We start from the raw sequence: 16,279 nt of genomic DNA, 5'->3' as shown, positions 1-16,279 counted from the left end.
AAAAAAACGCGACATGGCTAAGATAGACACAGAGACTTTAAAGCTGATACTTCAACGGAACCTGTCCGAAGATCCGGGGCCGCGTAAGATCAACGACATACTCCAGGACGTAAACCAAGAACTTCAGCAGCAAGAGGCTGAAAAGGAAGATAAGCCACCGGCTGTTAAGAAACAGTTCTGCATCGTCATAACAGACCCGAACCGGACGCTCGAGCCGACCGATCTTGTCGGCTGGGTGGTGCAGATCCCTCAAGGCGATAGCCCTCTCACGGCACCAGATCGGATCATAGAAGCGGCTTACGACTACAATCAGACGCCCAAAGGTCGCAGACTACCACTAGAGACCATTGGGGAAGCCTGCGAGGTTGTAAGTGCCAAGTTTTTCAAAGAGCAAGAAATCTGGGTGAAAACCAAGATGCCCGTGCAGGTCGTGGTGACCGCCAATCGCATTCCACGGGAAGGGGGTTCGGAATGATTGTCGCGTCCCATCAAATGACTAAGCGAGGTCTGCGCAAAGGGCTTCTAGAGTCTCTAGTTCCCGTAATATTAAAGATGATCACCCGTCGTGACTTGTTTGTCCGCAGGCAAATTTCCGCCTGGCAGGTTTTGAGGGTAGACTGCGTCGGCGGCTACGAGATCATCGCATCAGACAATGATTTGCGAGACTGCCTATTCAGTGCGGGGCTCGGACGGGCGATTGAGCGCATTGAGGATCAGTTGCAGCTTGGATTTCGCTCGGGGTGTTCCGCGTGCGAAATATGCGAGACAACTGGCAGGGTTTCCCAAATTGCAGAGGAGAGGGTTTCTCAATGATAGTGACCGTGCAAAACTATCGGGACTGGAGCGAGCAGCGGCCCCGCTCACCCCTAGGAATCGGGGCTTCACGTGATTCCTACTTGGCAGACCTCCGTTCGTGTGCCGTGGCGTACTGGGAGTTTTGCGGGGTCATGCCCCGGCTCAAAGACACTGACGGCAAAGTAATCGATGTGTATCCAGTGCGTGCCTTTGCGGAAGGGGCCACGGTATGAGCTCGGATCTATACATAAAGACTACGGTGACCCTTTGGATCATACTCATATGGAGCGCTTATATGGGCTACAAAAGCGCACTCGATAAAGACACACGTCGCGGAACGCTGGTCTTCATGATGATTTTTGCATGCATGGCTATTTGCGGAGTGGGGGTCTTGCTATGAGCGAGCACCTGCTACAGGTCTCCATGATTCGCTGGGCGAATCTACAGGCGACGACCATCCCTCAGCTCGCGCTGTGGTACGCGATTCCCAACGGGGGTCAGCGAAACAAAGTCGTCGCCTCAAAACTCAAGGCCGAGGGAGCTAAGGCAGGCGTCCCAGATCTACATCTGCCCGTAGCCCGTGGTGGGTGTCATAGCCTCTACGTCGAAACGAAGTTGCCTGGTAATAAGCCTACCTACAATCAGAGGACTTGGCACACCTACTTAAGGGCTGAGGGAAACCGTGTCGAGATGGTGACTAGCCTGGATCAGTGGATTGAGCTGAATCTTGATTATTTGGAGGGGGTGAAATGAGTAATAAAATACCAAAGTATTTTGCGGGCTGGCAATTTATCCGCGACAGGGTGGAAGGTGGATGGGGTCAAACTATAGATGACGCCGTGGAGGATTACCTTTTCTGTCAAATTGAAGACGATTTAGACTGCGCCTGCATACCGCCTCTGGGAGAGAATATCACCGTAGAGATCTTCAGCGTGATGTCTAGAGCTGATGCGATCAACAAATATGGCGAAGACGACATCGACGAGGATTGGGTTTACGTGCTAGGCGAACCTGTTGAGGAGCGAGTCTATTTCGTGTCACGCGATGGCGAAAAATGGACCCTTAAGCCAATCAGTGAGGGCAAATGTGGGTAATTCCAGCATCAATTCGCTCTCAATGTGCAGCGGGGTCGGGATGCTCGACATCGGACTGGAGCTCGCTTGCCAATACCACGCAATCGACGTTCAAACCGTGGCTTACGCTGAGCGGGAAACAAGTGCAGCGGCCACTCTCTTGGCACGCATGGAAGAACAGAGTATGGAGCCAGCACCTATTTGGATCGATAGCCTCGAAGATTTCCCTAGGGAGCCTTTTTGTGGACGCGTGGATGCAGTCGTTGCCGGTTTCCCGTGCCCCGATTTCTCGGTGGCAGGAAAGCAGCGCGGCACAGACGGCGAACGATACCTATTGCCGCAAATTCTCGAGGTCGCTCGCGACATTGGGGCACGGTGGCTATTTTTGGAAAACGTCGACGGAATCTTTTCTGCCGGGGCTGGGACCGCCTTTGACGAAATTCAGCGGACCTTGGCCGCGTTCGGGTGGAGTCCGGAATGGACTACTCTTCGAGCGTCCGATGTTGGAGCGTCTCACAAAAGACGACGTTGGTTCTGTGTGGCCTACCGCGCGGACTGTGATGGCGAACGGCTCATCCGGGCAACGGGAGATAAACGGCAAGCTGGAAGTCATGGCGGAGCACCACTGGAAAACGCCAACGGCAGTTTGTGCCCAGGGCAGCGACTACAGCCGCGATCGAGGGCAGAAGGGATCGGAGAGGTTGACGCTCTCGGGGCAGGCAAAGAAGTGGCCCACTCCGGAGGCTGCCCTTTCGGACAAGCTAACCGGCAAAGAGAATCAGAACTCTCTGGCGAAACAGTCAATATATCGCTTTTCGCCCCCGGCCCCGAAGACCAAAGATGGGGCGACATCATCGAGCAATGTCCCCATCTCGCGCCGTCGATTGAGCCCGGCTTTCGCAGCGTGGCTCATGGTGATGCCATGGTGGTGGACGAGGCCCGGGCCGATCAGCTTCGCGCGGCAGGAAACAGCGTTGTGGCGATCCAGGCTGCGGCAGCATTTGCACACCTACTTGGGAGGTTTATAGGATGATTTTAATTGACGCATTCGAGTTGGGAAACTTTAGCTGGGGGTCTGATCAATCTTACAGGGCACCCCAGCGCCCTTTCCGTGCTGGTTTTTTTGTGTCTGCATCTCGCCACCTTTATGGCGGGGGATACCAAGTAATACAATACCCGCTTGGCGGGGAACGCTTGGGGCGCTTCTGTAAGAGCGACAGTGGCCCCGCCGCCATTTCGGCGGAATCTGAAAAACTGAAATCTTACAGCATCATGCCATCACGCACCACTAATGCGGCGCGACAGCCTGTCCGCAGGGAGAAGCACTATGTCGCCTTGCGAACTAATTCTGGGGCCTTTGTCCAATTCATAAAGGTCTCGAAAGCCGAGGTCAACCGACTGGGCGAATCGCTTAACAAGTCCTCTAAGGGTCGACTTTTTAAGCATGTATATCCCGAAGCTGAGGCCATCGGTATGCACTTTTATGAGATAGGAGGCGTTAGCTGATTGATGGCTAAAGCACCTGCATTCCAGCTCTACGTGAACGATTACATTCGTGACACGCGTATGCTCTCCCTTGAGGCAAAGGGAGCCTGGAGTGATTGTCTTTGTTTTATGTGGAACGCTGAAGAGCGTGGACTCCTAAACTATAGCGTAGCGCAATATGCGCGAATCTGGGGATGTACTGAGGGCGTCGCAAACGGTATACTCGACGAGTTTCGAGATACGGGGATTGCAGACGTGGCGACAGATGGTCACGGAAATGTCACGCTGATAAACCGCAGGATGTCACGCGAAGAAAGCGAGCGCGAAGGTGCACGCATAAGAAAACAAAAATCACGCTCCAGGACACTGATAGAGCCAAAAGAAACGGATTCGGGTCGAACTCGAGAAAGCGAGTCACGCCCGAGTCACGGTGATGTCACAGCGCAGTCACCCCCGCAGTCACGGACGAGTCACAAAGATGTCACGCCCTATTCTTCATCTTCTACTTCATCTTCAGTTAAAAAAACTAAATCAAAAAAAGGCAGATCCCGAGTGACTGCTGACGGGGTGCTGGCAGACCTCAAGCCGCCGGACAAATTGGCATCGTCGACCCCATTTGCCGAAAGCTGGGCGAAGTGGGTCCATGCTCGAATGGCGAAACCCAAGCCGCGAGACTGGATCGACTTCTTTGGCGACCAGCTCGAATGGCTCAACGACTTCACGGCAGCCGAGGCGGTGGAGATCCTGAACAAATCGATCCTCGGCGGCTACCAGGGGCTTTTCCCGCCGAACAACTCACAACCAAAGCAAAATGGAAACCATAGCAGACCTAATCGAGATGCCGGAACTCTCAACGAGGGCCGCGTCTTCAAATCAGCCGACATCGACCCCAATATCGACCCAAGCGACCCTTTCGGCGAACGAGCTCGTTCCCGAGTGGAGCACTGAGGGTCATCCCCACCGAGCGCTGATGCTGCAATCGGCCCTTCGCTACTGCAACTTGATGGCGCAGGACGAGGGACAGGGCTTTTGCTTTACCCTCAGCGGCTCTAGCGGTTGCGGCAAGACAACCATCGCTCAGGCTATTTACCGACACGCTAGAAAACATTATGGTGTCTATGAGGCCCCAATCGGCATGGGTGGCACTCTGATCACGCAGACGAGACCTGTTCTATTTTGGGACGCATCGCAACTTGCGGGACGCCTCAAGCGCGGTGATTGGCAGCTTGTCGATACCCTCCACAATGCCTTTTTCCTCGCCTTGGACGACATCGGTAATGAACACGATCCAAGCGGGTTTATGGGCTCGGTCCTTGTCGACGTACTTAACGCACGGCGCGACAAGTGGACCATCCAAACGAGCAACCTTGATAGGCCCGATTTGGCCAGCCGCTACGACGCGCGGTTCGCGTCTAGGCTAAGCCGCTGGGGTAACAAAATAATGCGCTTTGAAGCGCCGGATTGGGATGAGTGAAATAGAGGATTTTGGTTCTGGAAATCACGCCTCTATCAAGATGGCGGAGACGGTATTGTATTCGGCGATGCTCAATTCTGCGCTGGAACACTATGACCCCGAAGTTCGTGCACCCTACCCGGAAGGTGACACACTCGCCGTGTGGCTCATGCAAGAGGATGCCGAAACAATTTGCAGAGGAATCGTTTCAAGATTAAAAAAGATGGGTTATTCGATTCAGCAAACGCCTGAATGTGGCCCAGCTTACCTGCAAGGCGATTGAGTCCAATCAGAAATCTTAGCAAAAGTTCAAACATATGTCTAAAAGCGGGATTTACATCGTAAGAATTCGGTTTTTTGCGATAGAAATGAGGGATGGGTCTATTGGACCTGCTGAGGTTTCCTGTGAGTTTAGGTATTTCAGATTCAGATGGTTGGCCGCGCTCTACTGTTGCGCAATTAATTCAGCCCCATCGGAATCACTTACATATTTTTCCGCGGATATTTATTAAGGGCACTTCTGAAAACCTCACCAAAGCACCGAACGCCTATGGCTCCGAAACTGTCAGAGTGCGCAAATGTCTCTGTGGTGAACGCCAAGCAGTCACGCGCCAAGGGCGTTGTGACATATGCTTGGTTCTCAATTTATTCCATTTAATTTGAAAAAATGATTGCAAAAAATCAAGATATATACTTTGTTGGAACCATGAGTAACGAAGCAAAAATCAATCTCTCAAAAAACTTTCTAACTGTAAACGGCGTCCGCGCTGGGATCAGAATTTCAAAGGGACCTTGGGTTGCTCAGTGCGATCCAGACATGATCAAAATTGAACCTAAAAAAGGCATGTTCCCTCGAGGTGTTGCTGAGGCCATGAATGTCCAGAATGACAGCGACATGATGACTGATTATTTCGCACGCGATGAAATTAAGCTCTTTCCAGGCGACGAGCTTTACTCCCGAGCAGCAAAGCTTGCGTCATGAATCGAGGAGGGAAACGCGAAGGAGCGGGGCGCAAGCCTCGCTCAACGCCTAAAAAAGCCGTAACAGTCAGGCTAGAGCCGAAGACTTACGAGAAGTTCACTAAGCTTCGAAAAGCTTACGGCCGCAGTGAGGCATCACAAATTGAAGAGATGGTGAAGCGTGCAAGGATTCCTCAGGACGCCCCTGATGACACACGGGGGTAGTCGTTGTGGGAATCAACATGCCTTATTATGCCAAAAAAACGCTTCGCCTCGTCGCGACTCCGATTGTCCGCCTTGTAGTGCTTCAAGAATATGCTGTCGGTTGAGTCGGACATGATCTGAGAAGCTCTGCGATTATCTCCCTCAAGCGTACTGTAATAGGTTCCAAAAGACTTCCTCGGCGAATTATGCGGGATCTTGATTTTAGCTCTTTTCTCGAAACGCTCACGCCTCACATAGAACTGACGCCGCGTCATACCCCAGTCATTCGGATCAATCAGCTTGCACCACCCCCAAAGGTTATCTGGGAGTCCTTCAGCAAGGTGCTCTTTGCCTTGCTTCATTTGCTCGGCTCTGAAAATCAGGCGCTTGGTATCAAACTTTATCTCTGATCCATCCATCGCCCCGGTGGCGGCCTCGCCCTTGTCAAGATATAGCATTGATACTCGGATACCTCCAAAAAAGCATAGGGCCATGAGTCCACAGAATGAGGGGTCTTTATGTTCGTTTGCCCTAAAAAGCCTTTCAACATCCGCAGCATCCATTGTGATTGGGGGCTTCATTTTGCGCGGCGGTAGCTCAAGGTGGGACGCAGGGTTCTTGATCAAGGCTTCGTGATACTTAATAGCGTAATTAAAGCACCCTGTGAGGGTAGCAGCGTGATTGTGAATTGTGACCGAGCCAACCGGTTCACCAGTGCGCGAATTTGGAGACTCCATCAAATAGTCGATGAACATCTGGCAATCCGAACGCTGTATCTGGGCAATCTGCATGCTCGGCTCGATGAACATCTTCGCTCGCTCAAGGTGTTTAGTCATGTGCGTCAACCCTTTGTTTTTTCTCCGCTCAGTCCGCGCTAGAAATTCCTCACACAACTCACCGAAGCTCATTGAGTTTCTATCGGGCCTCTCTGTGGCGTAATAATTGGCGGCTTCAATGATTGAGACTTTACCCAGAATATCCCTTGCTTCTAGAGCCTGCCTGTAAAGATCGGGATCAAATGAGATCATAGCAGACATATTTAAACGCCACTGATCCCGGAATGCTTTGAAGAAGTCTTGCTTCTCTCTTTTGGTCGCAAATCCCTTACGCATTCGCTTCGATCTACCGTCCGGCTGTGGCATCAACCAGTCCCACCCGTACGGCTTTTTTGCCGAACGTCCGTCCCAGTCTCGAAAACTGGGCAGGTCGCCGCCGCGCATAGATGCGATGCGAATTTCGGTTGGGTCGATCATCGCTCTGGCCAAATGGGCCAAATAGTGTCAGGTTTTTGTCATGCTAGGGGGTAACCCCCTAATGTTCTGGTGTCACTCTGGTGTCAGTTGACAGACGTGTAAACCGCTAAATGGCACTTAATAAGACTCAATCTAAATGATGTCTGAATCCTCTCTAAGGCCGCTTATACAGCAGAGAAGCAGCCTTTTCGGGCTGCTTCTCTTTAAAAGGTGGCGGGATAGACGGGACTCGGCACATAATTGATTTTATCTCAGTAATATCCACAAATAGTGCAATCTTTGGCTTGTTATGGTGTCAACATAGTGTCACTTTATTTGCATGCCTCGATTCAAAACCCATAGTCAGCGCGCTCCAGGTTATCAGCCGGGTTATGATGAAAAGCGCCTGAAGTCTCGGGTCTCGATCCGGGAGGCGAAGGCATGAGCAATAGCCCCCCCCCGCCAAGGAATCTTTTTTGACCGATTTTGCTAAGCTGGGTCCTCGTCTGCGCGACCTGTTTTTCTGAAAATTTTATTGTCAAATTAACCACGATGACATCGACACGAAAGGCAACAACCGGAACCGCTGACGATCTTCCGATCTATGATTCGCAGGCAGCGTGTCATGCTGGAACTGGGATTCCGATTGCGGGGGGTTGTTGTGGGTAGATTCACCCAGCACAAACGAACTGCACCCGGAAAATCGGTACGCTTGGTTCAGCTCACCGAGCGCCAGCAGTATGCTCGGAAGATCCGCTCTTCGGGAGCATGGCAGAAACTACAGGCGCGCAAGCTCCAAGAGGATCCACTTTGCTGCGATCCGTTCGGCAATCATGACCGGCATGAGCCTGCGCAACAGGTCCACCACATCGAACCAATCGTCGAACGTCCGGACCTCGCACTCGACTGGGACAATCTCGCGTCAGTCTGCACCGAATGTCATGGTCGACTCAACGCGATGGAGCGATCGGGCAAGCCAACACATCATCTTTTCGCCGATACGGGGGGCGGGGTCGAATCTCTTATACCTCCTGCTCTAGACCGTATGGCTAACTCGAAAAAAAGTGTGTCAGAATTTCACAAGGGTAACCCATGACAGCATCCAACACATTCACTCACGGGCTGACTCCGCCGAGTTGGTTCACAGTCAAAGCCAAAAATGAGTTCCATCGCGTAGCTCAGCTTTTGTCGGATCGCTGCGAACTCGACTCACTCGACCAAGCAACGCTCGAGGTCTATGCGATCAACTATGAGAAGGTCATGCGACTCGGCCCGAAGGTCAGAAAGGCAGGCGAGACGCTTCACAATCCTGAGAAGGGAACTCGGTATCCCAACCCAGACAATAACGCTCTTATCTCTGCAATGAAGTCCTTAGGCACGGCTTCCGAGAAGCTTGGTCTCTCTCCGAAGGACCGCTCGAAGATTTTTGAGAAGAAGGACGCCGAGGACGAAGACGAGCTGACCGAATTTGAAAAGGAGCGTGGGCTTGTCTGAGGACCGGACAACAAACTACGCAAAGGCGACTCTCACTGATCCGCCTGAATCTGTCGGGCGCTACATCCGCAAAGCGTGCGAACGTCACCTTGCCGACCTTGAGGCTTCTAAGACCGTCGACTTCGAATACACCTTTGACGTTGAAGCCGCTGAGCGATTTCTGAATTTCTGTCCACTCATCAAACACTGGCAGGGCCCTGCAGCCGGTGAGTTGTTCAAGCTGGAGCCCTGGCAAGCTTTCATCTTCGGGTCGGTCTACGGATGGAGGCACAAAGAGACCGATCTTCGTCGTTTCCGAATCGCTTTCATCTACATTCCGCGAAAGAACGGAAAGACACTGATGGTTGCGGCTCCGATTTGCTATGCGCTATTTGCCGAGGGTGAAGGCGGCCCCGAAATCTATTGCTGCGCAACCAAACGCGACCAGGCGAAAAAGGCTTACGACAATGTGCGCGTCACACTCGAATCTGTTCCGGCCTTCAAGAAGCGCTCGAAGATTTTCTTTGACCGCATCGAGGTTCCGAAGTGTCGCGGCCTCGTGAAACCGCTGCCTGCCGACGCTAAGCGCCTCGATGGTCTTAACCCATATCTCGCGGTCTTCGATGAGATCCACGAGTTCAAAGACTCGTCGCTATGGGATGTCATGCAGTCGGGTATCGGCGCACGCTCGCAACCGTTGACATGGGGAATCACTACCGCGGGTGAGGACGAGGATTCATTCTGCGGTGCTCTGCTTAAGCAATCTCAGGCAGTGCTCACCGATCCAGAAGGGAACCGCAATGACCATTTGTTCGCTTTCCTCGCGATGGCCGACGAAGACGACAACTGGGAAAACGAAGCGACTTGGCAAAAAGCGAACCCTAATCTCGGAGTCTCGAAGACCATTGATTCCATGCGGGCCGAATATCTCGACGCGAAGCAGCGTGGACCCGATAAGGTTGCCGACTTCAAACGCAAGCAGCTCAACATATTCACGCAGGCTGCTGGGCAGTGGCTAAATATTTCGAACTTCGACGAATGCCCGAAAGAGATCGATCGAGAAAAATTGTATGGGTGCTCTGGATACTTCGGCGTCGACTGTGCGGTTTGGGATGACTTCAACTGCCTGTCGCTCACCTTTCCCAAGGGCGAGGTTTACGACGAGGTGACCGTGATTCCATTCATCTACATCCCCGAAGACGCTACGAAAAAGCATCCGAAGCGTGACAAGAAATTGCTCTACAACATTCGGCGCTGGGTCGACCGTGGGTTCATTAGAACGACTCCTGGCAATGCGATCGATTACGAATGGATCATTCAGGACATCAGCCGAGAACTGAACCAGCTAGGCGTGTCCGTGATTGAATACGTTTTCGACCCGCGATTCGCATCACATCCGGCCAGTCTACTCGAGAAGGAAGGCGAAACTCTGATCCAGTTCCGTCAGACTCCGAGCAACTACACTGAGCCGATGACCATGTATGAGAAATTGATCAACACTCGTGGGATCCGCACGGATGGAAACCCTGCTTATCGGTGGATGGTTGGCAACATGGTTGCGAAATATTATCCCGATGGTGCGATGATCCCGGACAAGCAAAGGAGTTCGGAGAAGATCGACGGCCCTGTATCGACAATCATGGCACTTGCTCGCTTAATCAATGAGGACTCTGGTTCGATTTACGAAGGAAGGGATCTAATCACGCTATGATGGAGATCAGAAAAGTTTACACCGAAATCACGGTCGCAGGAAAAGTCTACAGGGTCGACATCAACGAACCGATGACTCTAGCCGAATTGTGCTTCTACGCGAAGACTAGTCGAAAAACAATCGCTGCGATGAAGCGCGATGGCTTTAAAATGGAGAGAGACGAGAAAAAGCGACTACCTTGTGCATCCATGAGAAAGTTCTGGAATCACTGGAAAGATAAGTCGTAACCAGAAAACTCATTGCAAAGTTAAAGTTATGTTCAAAAGCGGTATTTACATCGTAAGAATTCGATTTTTTGAAATCAGAATGAGGGGTGTATTCTTCGGGCCTGTTGAGGTTTCCTGTGAGTTTAAATACTTCAGATACAGGTGGGTTGCAGCTCTTTTTTGTCACGCGGTTAATTCAGCCCCATCCGGATCACTTACATATCTTTCTGCGGATATTTATTGAGAAAAACTAAACACAACTAAACAGCACTAAAGCTGGAAACACAATTGGGGTGGTTTTACATCTTGACTGCTGAATAATACCCTATCCGTGGGATTATTCGGATTCTTCGAAAAACGACGGAAAGCAGCTCTAGAGAAAGAGTTGCTCGATACTGTTTTGAAGGGTCTTTCGAGTGTGTCGGGTGTTCACGTTAACCCTGATAAAGCTCTTGGCGTATCTACGGTTTTTGCCTGCGTCGACCTGCTATCGAAAACAGTCTCAACGCTGCCGCTCAAAGTTTATCAGAAGCAATCCGGCGGCAGCCGTAAACAAGCGACCAATCACCCACTGCATGCCGTTCTGCACGATTCTCCTAATCCGGAGATGACATCAGCGGATTTTCTGGGTGCCATGCAGGCTCATCTTTCCCTGCGTCAGCAGTGCTACGCTTCTATCGTTCGCAACAACGCGGGCAACGTGGTTCAGCTGTGGCCTCTGCTCCCCAACAAGATGCAGATCCGCAAAGATCCAGAAGATGATTCCAAGCTCATTTACATTTATGATGGTAAAGAGATGCCTCGAGAGAACGTCTTCGATCTTCGAGGGCTTACGCACAACGGGATTCAGGGACTGAGTCTCGCAAGCACTTGCAACGATGTAATTGGCTTGGCTATTTCGCTTCAGGACAATGCAGGGCGCTATTTTGCGAACGATTCAAAAGTGTCCGGTTTTTTGAAAGCGCCTGGCATCCTGAAGGAGCCAACGATCAAAAAGCTCAAGAAACAGATTACCGAGGCAACAACTGGCGAGAAAAAGTATTTTCCGTTCATCCTCGAGGAAGGAATCGAATTCATCCGCGAGCGCTCAGAAAACAAAGACAGTCAATTTCTTGAATCTCGTCAGCAGCAAGACAAAGCGATCGTTCAGCTATTCGGCATTCCTCCGCACAAAGTCGGCATTCTCGACAACGCGACTTTCTCAAACATCGAGCATCAAAACATTGAATGGGTGGTTGACTCGCTTCGGCCCTATCTCGTTCGCTGGGAGCAGCGGATTAAGATGCAGCTGCTCACCAAGCGGGAGCGTGATGCAGGATTTTACGTAGAATTTTCCGTGGATGGGCTCCTCAGAGGGGACATTAAATCACGTTACGAAGCCTATCAAATTGGCTTCCGCAACGGGTGGCTCAACCAAGATACAATCCTTGCGATGGAGAACCAAAACCCCCTTCCAGACCAGAAGGGGCAAACCTATTACGTGACGGCTGACCTGGTCCCTGCCGAGCGCGCAATGAATCCGCAAGAACCTTCAACCGAAAGGCAGGACGCAGCATGAAATTTTGGTATAATGTAATCCAGCCCAAGGCCGAGGGCGCGAATCCCGAGATCTGGATTTATGACTACATCGGAGATTTCGGTGTTACAGCAATGGACTTTATTCGCGAGCTTAAGGCTCTCGATACTCCTGAAATCGATGTGCATATAAACTCGGGCGGAGGTAGTATTTTCGATGGCTATGCTATGTCGCAAGAGCTGGTAAAGCACCCAGCGAAGATCAATATCTTTATTGACGGCCTTGCCGCATCGATCGCGAGCTTCATTGCCCTCGCAGGCGACTCCATAGAGATCTCTGAAAGCGGCTTTTTCATGATTCACCGCGCTTCTCTAAATGGCTACTTCGCGATGACCGCCGAAGAGATGCGCAAGCAAGCAGATCGGCTCGATCAAATCGAGAAGTCGATCATCAACCAATACACCATACGCACAGGCAAAGATGAATTGGAGATCATCGCGCTAATGGATGATGAAACCTGGTTCGATGCGGAGAGCGCAAAAGAGCATGGTTTCGTCGATACAGTGTTCGAGTCTCTCAAGGCCGCAGCCTCCTGCCAGTCAGTAAGCAATTTCACCAACGTTCCCGAAGCATACCAAGCGCGTATTGAGAATAATCAAACGCCCGATGCCGAAGAGCCCAACGAACCAAAAGACTTTTCCCGGCTGCGCCTGCTGCGCAAACGGCAAGAAACCAACCAAAAGCTAATTGAATTATCATGAGCAAAATCATTGAGCTAAAGCAACAAAGCGCAGCGAAAGTAACCGCACAGCGCAAAATCCTAGACAAAGCGGAAGAAGAAAACCGCGACCTCACCGCAGATGAGCAGTCAAAATACGAGCAGATTGAAGCAGACTTCACCTCGCTCCAGAATCGGATCAAACGGCTCGAAGAGGCCGACTCGAAAAAAGAGTTTATGGATAAGACTCCTGACCAAGCAGGAGGCCTTCACCTAATCGACGGCATTGGTGATCCGAGTGCTCGCCCGCTTGCTTCGAAAGAATACAAGAATGCATTCTTCAACGGATACGCGCGCAAAGGGCGCAATGGCCTCGAGCACGCTCCCAAGATGCTTAATGCGCTTGAAACTGGTGTTGATTCCGAGGGTGGATATTTGGTGCCTGAGGAGTGGGCTGCCGAGCTCATGCGACTCATGGCTGATGTCAGTGTCGTCCGTGGACTCGCCAGCACCATCACAACCGCGAGCGACCGCAACATCCCAGTATCAACAGCACGCGCAACATTTGGTTGGCATGATGAGGAGGCCCCAACCCCAGAAGGTCAGCCAGTATTTGGTAATGTCGTAATCGGTGCACACAAGGGAGGAGGCATCATTAAGGTGTCTGAAGAGCTTCTTCAGGACAGTGCTTATGACATCGCCGGCACCTTATCCGCGGATGCTGCTGACGAGTTCAACGAAATGGAGGAATCTGCATTCCTCACAGGAGACGGTGTTGGCAAGCCGACAGGTCTTTTCAACACGACTGCAGTCGCGGGTCAAAGCGTTACAGGATACCAAGGGGCAGCATCTGCGGCTCCTGTTGTGACCTTTGAGGACACCATCGAAACTTACTACTCACTTAAAAAGGGTTACCGCTCTAACGCATCGTGGATTCTTGGTGATGGCATCGAGAAGATGCTGCGCAAGATCAAGGACTCAGATGGTCAATACATTTGGCAGCCATCTGTTGCGCTAGACAAGCCCAACACACTCCATGGCCGCCCAATTGCAAACAGCGACTTTGCACCTGCGCCCGCGGTAAACGCTAAGTCTATCATCTTCGGTGATATCTCTTACTACCGCATCGTTGACCGTCTCAGCATGGTAATGCAGCGCCTCAATGAACTTTACGCGGAGAATGGCCAAATTGGTTTCCGCTTCATCAAGCGTCTCGACGGCAAGCTCACGCGTGCCGACGCGATTACGTTCTTCCAACATGGAGCCGCCTCTTAATGGATAAGATCAAAGTCAAAATTAAAACCCAATGTGTAGTTGGGAAAGAAGTCCTCAAAGTTGGTAAGACCGCTGATCTTTCAGTGGTCGACGCCAAGCACCTCTGCCGCATCGGTTTTGCCGAGCCGGTAGAAGCTAAAAAGCCAGCGGCGAAGAAGCCAACTGGCAAGGAGGATGACGCGGAGTCCTAAGGGCATCGCAGTATCAGTCTAGTTTGTAGTGCAACCGACTCGTCTGCCTCAAGGGTCTTGGCAGGCGAGTCACCTTTTCAAAGATGATTCTCAGCGATAAAGCGACAGCAGCACCGAGCACCGAGCCAGTCACATTGGCAGAGGCTAAGGCATACTTGCGCGTCGATTTCTCCGATGACGATTCGCTGATCACTGAAATCATCAAGAGCGCGAGACGTAGAGCTGAGGATGTTACCAATCGCTCCATCATCACTCAGACCCGACGCGCCGTTCTTTCAGAATTTCCAGCATCTGATTTCTACCTCCCATCGGGACCGGTTACAGAAATCACAAGCATCCAGTATTTCGATACTGACAACCAAGAGCAGACACTCACAGAAGGGACCGACTACCTCGAAGAGCTCGATGGCGACACTGCGTTGATTCGTTTTCTAGAACGCCCGTCTCTCAGTGAAAACAAGATTGGCCCCATTCGAATTTCCTATTCGGCAGGACACGCGACAGTCGCGGAGATTTCTCCGAATATCATCACAGCGATCAAAATGTTGATTGCTCACTACTACGACAATCGGAACCCAGTTGTCGCTGGCAGCGAGGCACGTCATGAAGTTCCTGAGACAGTCAAGGCTATCCTAAACCGCAACCATTCAATAGCAGGATTCTAATGAAGAGTGTTGGCAGAATGGATACACGAATCGCTTTAGAGCGGAATCAGCCGGTCGCGGCTTCTGGTCTCGGAGGCGCTCAGGATAACTGGGTCGCTCTCGATACTGTTTGGTCCTGCCAAGAGTATCTCTCAGGGCGCGAACTTGAAGATGCACAGGCAGTCAGCTCGCGTGCAGCGGTTCGCTTCACTGTTCGCTATCAAGACCGTATCTCAGATCTCAACACTAGCGATCGAGTGAATTGCAGTGGAATGGTCCACAAAGTCGAAGCGGTGCTTCCTGTCCCGAACAGAGAGCGCGCCCGTGCACTCTTAATCCTCGCAAGCGTAAGGAACGACACCTGATGGCCGCGCAATTTACAGTCAATGCGTCCTTTACAGGATTCCGAGAGGCCAACCGCCAGATCGACAAGATCATCGCACAGGTTGAACGCCGTGGAAATCGTCGAGCTTTGAACAAGGCATCGCGCCCCATCATCAAAGGTGCTCGCCGAAAGGTTCGCCGTCGTCATGGAGATCTTCGCAAGTCTCTCGGAAATGTCATCCGGATGGAAAAGAAGACCGGAGCGATCATTTCAATCATCGGCCCTCGTCGTGGTCGGAAGCGTGTTGTGGATGGCAAGCCCGTGGATCCAGCGAACTATGCACATCTCGTTGAATATGGAACCCAGCCGCACGAGATAAAGCCGCGTAACCCCGCGGGGGCCTTACCAGTTGGCAATGATCAATTTGCAGGAACCGTTCAGCACCCGGGCACACCCGCTGCGCCGTTTCTTCGACCTGCGTATGATGAAAACAAGAACGAAGCGACGAAAGTCTACGGTGAAGTCATAGGTGGTTTTATCGAGTCCGAGGCCAAAAAAGCAAATGCACGAATCGTAAGTGGAAAGGTCCGAGTATGAAGGCATTCCGCGAAGACCTCACCACGTATTTGAAATCTCGTGCAGAGATTACCAGTCACATCGGAACGGGCGTGAACGCACGCATGTTTCCAATGATTGCGCCCCCGGGCACCGATACGCCGTATATCGTAGTTACGCAAATCAGCAGTAATCCTGATTATCATCACTCAGGCCGCTCTGATTGGAATACCGAAGCATATCAATTCGATTGCGTGGCGGGTAACCCAGACGAAGTGACTACACTGAGCGATGCTATCGAGAGCGTTCTTGAGGCCGCTGTGGGTACCTCAATCGGAGACAATTCTAGTAACCTGCACTCGGTCGCTCTGAACGACGTGAGTGAAGACTTTGCCAACACCGGCCAAACCTACCGCCGCATGGTAGATCTAACCTTCAATTATACATTATCAGCATAAGGAGA

At 51.6% G+C, this 16,279-nt stretch carries 22 protein-coding genes; 21 read left to right on the top strand and 1 reads right to left on the bottom strand.

Annotation, left to right across the window (positions count from 1 at the left end; translation table 11 throughout):
• The first annotated feature begins 13 nt into the window (after positions 1–13).
• From HRU10_09460 to HRU10_09415, 10 genes are all read left to right on the top strand, one after another.
• A complete protein-coding gene (locus HRU10_09460; protein NRA27463.1) occupies positions 14–475 on the top strand; it encodes a hypothetical protein in 462 nt (153 codons plus the stop codon).
• A 334-nt stretch (positions 476–809) separates the two neighbouring features.
• Entirely contained in the window at positions 810–1,028 is a 219-nt protein-coding gene (locus HRU10_09455) for a hypothetical protein (GenBank protein NRA27462.1), read from the top strand.
• Between the two features lie 163 nt (positions 1,029–1,191).
• Positions 1,192–1,548, top strand: a complete 357-nt coding sequence (locus tag HRU10_09450) for a VRR-NUC domain-containing protein (protein NRA27461.1) — start codon at positions 1,192–1,194, stop codon at positions 1,546–1,548.
• Positions 1,545–1,889: a hypothetical protein gene (locus HRU10_09445; GenBank protein NRA27460.1), complete on the top strand. Its 345-nt coding sequence runs from the start codon at positions 1,545–1,547 to the stop codon at positions 1,887–1,889. The genes HRU10_09450 and HRU10_09445 overlap by 4 nt, the downstream gene beginning before the upstream one ends.
• Entirely contained in the window at positions 1,882–2,901 is a 1,020-nt protein-coding gene (locus HRU10_09440) for a DNA cytosine methyltransferase (GenBank protein NRA27459.1), read from the top strand. Before HRU10_09445 ends, HRU10_09440 begins: the two co-directional genes overlap by 8 nt.
• A 92-nt stretch (positions 2,902–2,993) precedes the next feature.
• Complete coding sequence (locus HRU10_09435; GenBank protein ID NRA27458.1) at positions 2,994–3,374, top strand: hypothetical protein; 381 nt, start codon at positions 2,994–2,996, stop codon at positions 3,372–3,374.
• 3 nt (positions 3,375–3,377) lie between these two features.
• Positions 3,378–4,301, top strand: a complete 924-nt coding sequence (locus HRU10_09430; protein ID NRA27457.1) for a hypothetical protein — start codon at positions 3,378–3,380, stop codon at positions 4,299–4,301.
• Between the two features lie 55 nt (positions 4,302–4,356).
• Positions 4,357–4,827, top strand: coding sequence for a hypothetical protein (locus HRU10_09425; protein NRA27456.1), 471 nt, complete (start codon positions 4,357–4,359; stop codon positions 4,825–4,827).
• Entirely contained in the window at positions 4,820–5,089 is a 270-nt protein-coding gene (locus HRU10_09420; GenBank protein NRA27455.1) for a hypothetical protein, read from the top strand. The genes HRU10_09425 and HRU10_09420 overlap by 8 nt, the downstream gene beginning before the upstream one ends.
• A 384-nt stretch (positions 5,090–5,473) precedes the next feature.
• A complete protein-coding gene (locus HRU10_09415; GenBank protein ID NRA27454.1) occupies positions 5,474–5,788 on the top strand; it encodes a hypothetical protein in 315 nt (104 codons plus the stop codon).
• A gap of 172 nt (positions 5,789–5,960) precedes the next feature.
• Here the strand turns inward: HRU10_09415 and HRU10_09410 are convergent, their stop codons facing one another.
• Positions 5,961–7,223: a phage integrase SAM-like domain-containing protein gene (locus HRU10_09410; protein NRA27453.1), complete on the bottom strand. Its 1,263-nt coding sequence runs from the start codon at positions 7,221–7,223 to the stop codon at positions 5,961–5,963.
• 583 nt (positions 7,224–7,806) lie between these two features.
• Between HRU10_09410 and HRU10_09405 the strand changes: the two genes are divergently transcribed.
• From HRU10_09405 to HRU10_09355, 11 genes are all read left to right on the top strand, one after another.
• Positions 7,807–8,298: an HNH endonuclease gene (locus HRU10_09405; protein NRA27452.1), complete on the top strand. Its 492-nt coding sequence runs from the start codon at positions 7,807–7,809 to the stop codon at positions 8,296–8,298.
• Entirely contained in the window at positions 8,295–8,696 is a 402-nt protein-coding gene (locus HRU10_09400; GenBank protein ID NRA27451.1) for a phage terminase small subunit P27 family, read from the top strand. The genes HRU10_09405 and HRU10_09400 overlap by 4 nt, the downstream gene beginning before the upstream one ends.
• Entirely contained in the window at positions 8,671–10,386 is a 1,716-nt protein-coding gene (locus tag HRU10_09395; protein NRA27450.1) for a terminase large subunit, read from the top strand. The genes HRU10_09400 and HRU10_09395 overlap by 26 nt, the downstream gene beginning before the upstream one ends.
• A 537-nt stretch (positions 10,387–10,923) precedes the next feature.
• Positions 10,924–12,150 (top strand): phage portal protein, encoded by a 1,227-nt coding sequence (locus HRU10_09390; GenBank protein ID NRA27449.1) that lies wholly within the window; start codon positions 10,924–10,926, stop codon positions 12,148–12,150.
• Positions 12,147–12,869: a Clp protease ClpP gene (locus HRU10_09385; protein NRA27448.1), complete on the top strand. Its 723-nt coding sequence runs from the start codon at positions 12,147–12,149 to the stop codon at positions 12,867–12,869. Before HRU10_09390 ends, HRU10_09385 begins: the two co-directional genes overlap by 4 nt.
• Entirely contained in the window at positions 12,866–14,101 is a 1,236-nt protein-coding gene (locus HRU10_09380) for a phage major capsid protein (protein ID NRA27447.1), read from the top strand. The genes HRU10_09385 and HRU10_09380 overlap by 4 nt, the downstream gene beginning before the upstream one ends.
• A complete protein-coding gene (locus HRU10_09375) occupies positions 14,101–14,292 on the top strand; it encodes a hypothetical protein (protein ID NRA27446.1) in 192 nt (63 codons plus the stop codon). The genes HRU10_09380 and HRU10_09375 overlap by 1 nt, the downstream gene beginning before the upstream one ends.
• An 83-nt stretch (positions 14,293–14,375) precedes the next feature.
• A complete protein-coding gene (locus tag HRU10_09370; GenBank protein NRA27445.1) occupies positions 14,376–14,957 on the top strand; it encodes a phage head-tail connector protein in 582 nt (193 codons plus the stop codon).
• Positions 14,958–14,974: 17 nt separating this feature from the next.
• A complete protein-coding gene (locus tag HRU10_09365) occupies positions 14,975–15,301 on the top strand; it encodes a phage head closure protein (protein ID NRA27444.1) in 327 nt (108 codons plus the stop codon).
• The gene (locus HRU10_09360; protein NRA27443.1) at positions 15,301–15,858 is read left to right on the top strand and encodes an HK97 gp10 family phage protein; all 558 of its coding nucleotides are present in this window, start codon (positions 15,301–15,303) and stop codon (positions 15,856–15,858) included. Before HRU10_09365 ends, HRU10_09360 begins: the two co-directional genes overlap by 1 nt.
• Positions 15,855–16,274 (top strand): DUF3168 domain-containing protein, encoded by a 420-nt coding sequence (locus tag HRU10_09355; protein ID NRA27442.1) that lies wholly within the window; start codon positions 15,855–15,857, stop codon positions 16,272–16,274. The genes HRU10_09360 and HRU10_09355 overlap by 4 nt, the downstream gene beginning before the upstream one ends.
• The last annotated feature ends 5 nt before the right edge of the window (positions 16,275–16,279 follow it).

The sequence above is a fragment of the Opitutales bacterium genome (assembly GCA_013215165.1).
Lineage (GTDB): Bacteria > Verrucomicrobiota > Verrucomicrobiia > Opitutales > JABSRG01 > JABSRG01.
Note: the sequence above shows the minus strand (reverse complement) of the source record. Positions and strands in the feature narration are given on the sequence as shown.

Coding starts and splice junctions, on each gene's coding strand:
- HRU10_09375 (NRA27446.1), top strand. CDS start 14,101: ATGGATAAGATCAAAGTCAAAATTAAAACCCAATGTGTAGTTGGGAAA.
- HRU10_09450 (NRA27461.1), top strand. CDS start 1,192: ATGAGCGAGCACCTGCTACAGGTCTCCATGATTCGCTGGGCGAATCTA.
- HRU10_09355 (NRA27442.1), top strand. CDS start 15,855: ATGAAGGCATTCCGCGAAGACCTCACCACGTATTTGAAATCTCGTGCA.
- HRU10_09365 (NRA27444.1), top strand. CDS start 14,975: ATGGATACACGAATCGCTTTAGAGCGGAATCAGCCGGTCGCGGCTTCT.
- HRU10_09405 (NRA27452.1), top strand. CDS start 7,807: ATGATTCGCAGGCAGCGTGTCATGCTGGAACTGGGATTCCGATTGCGG.
- HRU10_09445 (NRA27460.1), top strand. CDS start 1,545: ATGAGTAATAAAATACCAAAGTATTTTGCGGGCTGGCAATTTATCCGC.
- HRU10_09360 (NRA27443.1), top strand. CDS start 15,301: ATGGCCGCGCAATTTACAGTCAATGCGTCCTTTACAGGATTCCGAGAG.
- HRU10_09420 (NRA27455.1), top strand. CDS start 4,820: ATGAGTGAAATAGAGGATTTTGGTTCTGGAAATCACGCCTCTATCAAG.
- HRU10_09380 (NRA27447.1), top strand. CDS start 12,866: ATGAGCAAAATCATTGAGCTAAAGCAACAAAGCGCAGCGAAAGTAACC.
- HRU10_09460 (NRA27463.1), top strand. CDS start 14: ATGGCTAAGATAGACACAGAGACTTTAAAGCTGATACTTCAACGGAAC.
- HRU10_09410 (NRA27453.1), bottom strand. CDS start 7,223: ATGATCGACCCAACCGAAATTCGCATCGCATCTATGCGCGGCGGCGAC.
- HRU10_09425 (NRA27456.1), top strand. CDS start 4,357: ATGGCGCAGGACGAGGGACAGGGCTTTTGCTTTACCCTCAGCGGCTCT.
- HRU10_09415 (NRA27454.1), top strand. CDS start 5,474: ATGATTGCAAAAAATCAAGATATATACTTTGTTGGAACCATGAGTAAC.
- HRU10_09430 (NRA27457.1), top strand. CDS start 3,378: ATGGCTAAAGCACCTGCATTCCAGCTCTACGTGAACGATTACATTCGT.
- HRU10_09400 (NRA27451.1), top strand. CDS start 8,295: ATGACAGCATCCAACACATTCACTCACGGGCTGACTCCGCCGAGTTGG.
- HRU10_09455 (NRA27462.1), top strand. CDS start 810: ATGATAGTGACCGTGCAAAACTATCGGGACTGGAGCGAGCAGCGGCCC.
- HRU10_09370 (NRA27445.1), top strand. CDS start 14,376: ATGATTCTCAGCGATAAAGCGACAGCAGCACCGAGCACCGAGCCAGTC.
- HRU10_09385 (NRA27448.1), top strand. CDS start 12,147: ATGAAATTTTGGTATAATGTAATCCAGCCCAAGGCCGAGGGCGCGAAT.